The sequence below is a fragment of the Chryseobacterium taeanense genome (assembly GCF_900099685.1).
Taxonomy (GTDB): Bacteria; Bacteroidota; Bacteroidia; order Flavobacteriales; family Weeksellaceae; genus Chryseobacterium; species Chryseobacterium taeanense.
The window spans coordinates 1-5,918 of the sequence record NZ_FNDW01000022.1 but is presented as its reverse complement, the minus strand read 5'-3'; the positions used below and the strand labels follow the sequence as shown (position 1 = coordinate 5,918).

Sequence of the window (5,918 nt, the reverse complement as noted above, 5' to 3'; positions counted from 1 at the left end):
ATAAATATTTTGGGAGGACTAACAGCATATTGTTTCTTTCCAAAGAAACCGTCACTCAACTTGAAAAAGGTAAATGACGGTCAACTATTTTTAAAATTTGCTTAAACCGAACTCAGGTTAATATAATAGATTTCCCCTGCGCCCCACTTCGTTCCGCTCATTTCAGAATGAGATTGGTGAGTTGGCCAGATATAAAAAGAAAAGACTGCCTTTCGGCAGCCTCCTCAATCACTTCACTTAAAATATTACTTTTTATCTTTATCTAACAGAGCTATATATTCTCCGTAGCCTTTTTCTTTCATTTCCGCTTTCGGGATAAACTTTAGCGAAGCACTGTTGATACAGTATCGGAGTCCGCCTTTATCCGCAGGACCGTCATTGAAAACGTGTCCCAAATGGGCATCTCCTGTTTTACTTCTCACCTCTACCCTGGTCATTCCGTGGGAGCGATCCAGCTTTTCTTCAATTAGCTTTTTCGTGATTGGTTTCGAGAAACTCGGCCAGCCACAACCGGATTCAAACTTATCGGTAGAGATAAACAATGGTTCTCCGGTGGTAATATCCACATAAATCCCTTCTCGGGTTTCATCCCAGTATTCATTCTGGAACGCTCTTTCCGTACCGTTTTCCTGCGTTACGTTATATTGCTCGGCAGTCAGTTTTTCCTTTAAAACTTTTTTATCCTGTTTTTGGTATTTCACTTCTTTTTTCTTTGGAGGATTGGCGTTTCTCGCCATTTCAAATAATCCTGGTTCAATGTGGCAATATCCTCCCGGATTTTTATCCAGATAATCCTGGTGATAATCTTCTGCTTTATAAAAGTTTTTTAACGGAATAGTTTCTACAAGTACAGGCTTACTGTAATTTTTTGCCAGTCTTGCTACTTCAGCTCTTACGATCGCTTCGGTTTCTTTATCGGTGGAATAAATTCCGGTTCTGTATTGATCGCCTCTGTCATTTCCCTGTTTGTTTAAACTTGTAGGATCAATCGTTTTAAAATAAAGATCAATGAGCAGTTTAAGATCAACTTCTTCCGGATCGTATTTTACTTTTACCGTTTCGGCAAAGCCTGTTGTGTGGCTGATGACTTCTTCATACGTAGGATTTTCTTTGTTTCCATTGGCATATCCTACTTCTGTTCCTACGACTCCACGTATTTGTTGGAAGAAATGCTCAGTTCCCCAAAAACATCCTCCTGCAAAATAAACTTCTTTTACATTTTTATTGTCCATAATGGTCTCATTTTCTTTTTTTAATTCGGCGGATTTCATTTTTTTTGAATCTCCGCAGCTTGTTGCAAATACTGCTATTCCCAGAATCACTCCGAGAAATATTAATATGTTTTTCATTGTTAACTTTTTATTTGTATTCATTTTTTTTCATTTAATATCATTAATCCAAATCCTAACAACATAAGATCTTTCAGAATAAAAAAATCTGTTACGGGAACTCCGTCGACTACTTTCCAGACTCCTGGAGTTGTAAATAAATAACTTAATGTAATCAGAAAAGTTGCAATCATTACGAATCCAGCAAGCCTTTTCAATGATGCAAATTTCACACTAAAGATGAGTAATAATGCAATGATAATTTCTATCACTCCGATAGTATTTGACACCGACTGAACGCTTACAAAATTATATACGAAGAAAGTGAGAAAATGGTTTTCTATTAAAGGTTTTATTGCGTTGGATTCCGTAGGGGTGAATTTGAAAATTCCTATCCACAGTAAAATAAGTGCAGCTCCGAATAATGAAATGTAATAGCCAGATTGATAAACTGTCGCCTGATGATTTGTTTTTGTTCCGTTCATGTTCTAAGATTTTGAATTAATACTTTATTTATTTTCAAAAGTATAGTCGGTGACATTTCAAAATCCTGACAATTTTTAAATTAAATATCTAACTTTTTTAAAATATTTTTGTTAAACTCCTGAATTTCAGAATCATTAATTTCAACAGCTTCTTCCTGAGACCTTTTATTTTTTAAGATATCATCTAAGATCTCCAGTTTCTGTTTATAAGCTCTGCACCATTTACAGATTTTAAGATGCAGATTGAGCCGCCTGTTTTCATTTGGCGAAATATTCCCTGCACTGCGCTTCTCCATGAGTAAAGTTGCTTCACTGCATGGTAAAAAGATAATATGTATTAGTTTTTTTAACATTTTAAATTTATGATTTTGAAAACCAGTTAAATTCCAGACATTCCCTCAGCTGCATTCGGCTTCGCTGTAAAATCTTCCAGAGATTAGTCGTAGAAATATTCAATTCCTGACTTACTTCCTGCGCTTTTTTTTCTTCGAGATAATACATTTTCATTGGAATCTTCCATCGTAAAGGCAAATCTTCCATACATTCTTCCAATGTTTTATTAAAATCTCCATCGTCGAGAAGCTCGCCCTCCTTTTCAGAGACATCCCAATCGCAAAGAACATCATCGCTTTTCCAGGAACCTGTTTCATCAAAAAAATGATCCAGATATATTTGTGGCTCAGACCTGTATTTTTTACGATAAAAATCAGCGACTTTCCTGTTTAAGATAGTCAACAGCCACGTTAAAGGCTGACTTTTCCCTTCAAAAGAATCATACGACGAAAAAGCAGCAATAAAAACCTCCTGAACAATCTCTTCTGCCTCGATTTTATCCGAAAGTAAATAAACAGCTCTTCTGAGTAACGGTTCAGAATATTGCTTTACCCAGCGTTTAAATATTTCGTTTTTTGTCATTTCAACGGTTTTCCTGAAAAATATTCAGATTCTTAAACATCATTCACTGTAAAACACTTATCACAATCTTGATATTTTATTTAAATATAAAAAGTTAAACAATAAAGTCCAAAAAAATCTTACTTATGAAATTCTCATTAAAAACTTCAATATCCATCCGCCCTACATTCAACATAACATTCAAAGTATAATTTTACAAATGCTTAAAAGAGAAAACTATGTTTTTACATTACTTTAAAAAGATTAAATTTGCATCTTATCAAAAATGTAAAAAGCAAAGCCATATAAATTATGACATCACAAGAGATCCGTCAAAAATTTTTAGATTATTTTAAAAGCAAAGATCACCTCATCGTACCTTCAGCGCCCATCGTATTGAAAGACGATCCTACCTTAATGTTTTCTAATTCAGGAATGACGCAGTTCAAGGATTTTTTCTTAGGATATAAAACTCCTACCGCTCCGAGAATCGCTGATACGCAAAAGTGTCTGAGAGTATCCGGAAAGCATAATGACCTGGACGATGTAGGCCGCGATACCTATCACCACACCATGTTTGAAATGTTGGGAAACTGGTCTTTCGGGGATTATTTTAAAAAAGATGCTATTGCTTTTGCCTGGGAATTGCTGACGGAAGTCTACGGAATTCCTAAAGAAAATTTATATGTAACGATTTTTGAAGGAGATGCTTCCGAAAACTTGGAAAGAGATCAGGATGCCTATGATTACTGGAAATCACATATTTCCGAAGACAGAATCATCAACGGAAACAAAAAAGATAATTTCTGGGAAATGGGTGAAAGCGGACCGTGCGGACCGTGCTCAGAAATCCATGTTGACTTGAGAACGCCGGAAGAAAAAGCTAAAGTTTCAGGGCTTGAACTGGTAAACAACGATCATCCGCAGGTGGTGGAAGTCTGGAATCTCGTTTTCATGGAATTCAACAGAAAAGCCGACAGAACTTTAGAAAAACTTCCTGCTCAACACGTTGATACTGGAATGGGCTTTGAGCGTCTTTGCATGGCGCTTCAGGGAAAATCTTCCAATTACGACACCGACGTTTTCACGCCGCTGATTGCTAAAGTAGAAGAACTTTCAGGGAAAAAATACACCGGAATTTTAGAAGACGAAAAAGACATTGCCATCCGTGTGGTGGTAGATCATATCAGAGCCGTTTCCTTTGCGATCGCTGACGGACAGCTGCCTTCCAACGGAGGTGCCGGCTATGTAATCAGAAGAATTTTAAGAAGAGGAATTTCTTATTCTTACCGATTCTTAGGGATGAAAGAACCATTCCTATATAAATTAGTTGCAGTTTTGCAGGAGCAGATGGGAACATTCTTCCCTGAGCTTGAAAAACAAGGAAAACTTGTTTCAGAAGTGATTAAAAGTGAAGAAGAATCATTCTTAAGAACTATAGAAAACGGACTTATCAGAGTTGAAAAACTCATTCAGCAAACGATTGGCAATAATCAAAAAGTATTGCCTACCGAAGAAGTTTTTGAATTATATGATACCTACGGTTTCCCGGATGATTTAACGAGAATTATTGCTGAAGAAAAAGGATTAACCATTGATGAAAAAGGATTTGAACAGGCATTAAATGAACAGAAACAACGTTCAAAAGCTGATTCTGCGCAAAAGGTATATGACTGGATAACGCTGGAAGAAAAACCTGAAAACTTTGTAGGTTACGATAAGTTTGAATCTGAAACCTACATTACAAGATACCGAAAAGTAGAAAATAAAGACGGAGAATTTTACCAGGTGGTGTTAAGCGAATCTCCCTTCTATCCTGAAGGCGGTGGCCAGGTAGGCGATAAAGGAATCCTTGAAAACGCTGTAGAAAGCTTCGAAATTCTCGAAACAAAAAAGGAAAACGGATTAATCATTTCTTTAATTAATGGTCTTCCGAAAGATGCAGGTGCCGTTTTTTATGCTAAAGTAAATGTTGCAGAAAGAAGAAATTCACAGGCTAATCACTCTGTAACCCACTTATTGCATGAAGCATTAAGAGAAGTTCTGGGAACTCATGTGGAGCAGAAAGGATCATTTGTTGGTCCGGATTATCTCCGTTTTGACTTCTCACATTTCAATAAAATGACCGAGGAAGAATTGACCTTGGTGGAAGATAAAGTAAATGCGAAGATCAAGGAAAGCATTGCCTTACAGGAATTCAGAAACATTCCGATTAAGGAGGCGATGGACAGAGGAGCTATGGCGTTGTTTGGTGAAAAATATGGCGACAGCGTAAGAATGATCCAGTTTGGAACTTCGATGGAACTTTGTGGAGGAACACACGTAAAAAACACCAGTGAAATCGGTCATTTCAAGATCATTTCCGAGAGTTCTGCCGCGGCGGGAATCAGAAGAATTGAAGCTATTTCAGGTGATAAAGCTGAAGAATATTTCAAAAATCTTGAAAAACAGGTTGCCGAGCTTTCTCAACTTTTAAAGTCGAAAGACGTATTACGTTCTGTCGAGAAATTAATCGAAGAAAATGCTGCCTTAAAATCCGAAGTCGATGCTTTGAAAAAAGAAAAAGCTAAAGGGGAAATCGGCAACTGGAAAGGAGCTTACGAGCAAAAAGGTGATAAATTACTTCTGGTAAAAAGAACGTCTTTGGATGCCGGTTCGGTAAAAGACATCGTCTTCCAGTTGAAGAAAGAAATCCCGACTTCCATTACGGTTATTCTGTCCGACTCAGACGGAAAACCAGTGATTACCGTTGGCGTTTCTGATGATTTAGCTGGAATTTATCAGGCGGGAGCATTGATTAAAGATCTGGCAAAAGAAATCCAGGGCGGCGGCGGAGGAAATCCGGGTTTTGCCACAGCCGGAGGAAAAAACCTTGATGGACTGGAAAATGCGTATCAAAAAGCTCTGATTCTTTAAGAAATTTTTCCAATAGGATAATTTTAAAATAAAACATCCCTTTCAGTTAGTTCTGAAAGGGATGTTTTTATATAATCTGTATTGTAATTGTGTAGTTAACGCACCGTCACTTCGAGTAGCTTTTGGAAAAAGCGCATCGAGAAGTTTATGGGTGAACTGCATTCATGCGTTCTCGATACATTTTTCTTCGCTTCACTCCCAAAAACACTCCTTTAGATTTGTAAAAGAAATTAATACATTTATTACAAGAGAAAAGTGTTTAAGTAAACTAAGATTCACTCAGAGAAAAACTCAT

General features: G+C 37.0%; 5 protein-coding genes and 1 pseudogene. 2 read left to right on the top strand and 4 right to left on the bottom strand.

Annotated elements, in window-relative coordinates; all coding sequences use genetic code 11:
- Window positions 1-105, top strand: a pseudogene (locus tag BLR30_RS18110) (IS982 family transposase); the annotation flags it as partial.
- A 140-nt stretch (window positions 106-245) separates the two neighbouring features.
- On the opposite strand, the gene msrB reads toward BLR30_RS18110, so the two are convergent.
- The 4 genes from msrB to BLR30_RS17420 form a co-directional block, all read right to left on the bottom strand.
- The gene (gene msrB / locus BLR30_RS17435) at window positions 246-1,349 is read right to left on the bottom strand and encodes a peptide-methionine (R)-S-oxide reductase MsrB (protein WP_089861640.1); all 1,104 of its coding nucleotides are present in this window, start codon (window positions 1,347-1,349) and stop codon (window positions 246-248) included.
- 20 nt (window positions 1,350-1,369) lie between these two features.
- Complete coding sequence (locus BLR30_RS17430) at window positions 1,370-1,813, bottom strand: DUF417 family protein (protein ID WP_089861638.1); 444 nt, start codon at window positions 1,811-1,813, stop codon at window positions 1,370-1,372.
- Between the two features lie 80 nt (window positions 1,814-1,893).
- Window positions 1,894-2,166: a zf-HC2 domain-containing protein gene (locus BLR30_RS17425; RefSeq protein WP_089861636.1), complete on the bottom strand. Its 273-nt coding sequence runs from the start codon at window positions 2,164-2,166 to the stop codon at window positions 1,894-1,896.
- Window positions 2,167-2,173: 7 nt separating this feature from the next.
- On the bottom strand, window positions 2,174-2,728 hold the full coding sequence (locus BLR30_RS17420; protein ID WP_089861635.1) for a sigma-70 family RNA polymerase sigma factor: 555 nt from the start codon (window positions 2,726-2,728) through the stop codon (window positions 2,174-2,176).
- A 291-nt stretch (window positions 2,729-3,019) separates the two neighbouring features.
- Between BLR30_RS17420 and alaS the strand changes: the two genes are divergently transcribed.
- Window positions 3,020-5,623, top strand: coding sequence for an alanine--tRNA ligase (alaS, locus tag BLR30_RS17415; RefSeq protein WP_089861633.1), 2,604 nt, complete (start codon window positions 3,020-3,022; stop codon window positions 5,621-5,623).
- Window positions 5,624-5,918 lie beyond the last annotated feature (295 nt).

Excerpts from the sequence above, each read along its gene's own strand:
- BLR30_RS17420 (WP_089861635.1), bottom strand. The coding sequence starts at position 2,728 with ATGACAAAAAACGAAATATTTAAACGCTGGGTAAAGCAATATTCTGAA.
- BLR30_RS17430 (WP_089861638.1), bottom strand. The coding sequence starts at position 1,813 with ATGAACGGAACAAAAACAAATCATCAGGCGACAGTTTATCAATCTGGC.
- msrB (WP_089861640.1), bottom strand. The coding sequence starts at position 1,349 with ATGAAAAACATATTAATATTTCTCGGAGTGATTCTGGGAATAGCAGTA.
- BLR30_RS17425 (WP_089861636.1), bottom strand. The coding sequence starts at position 2,166 with ATGTTAAAAAAACTAATACATATTATCTTTTTACCATGCAGTGAAGCA.
- alaS (WP_089861633.1), top strand. The coding sequence starts at position 3,020 with ATGACATCACAAGAGATCCGTCAAAAATTTTTAGATTATTTTAAAAGC.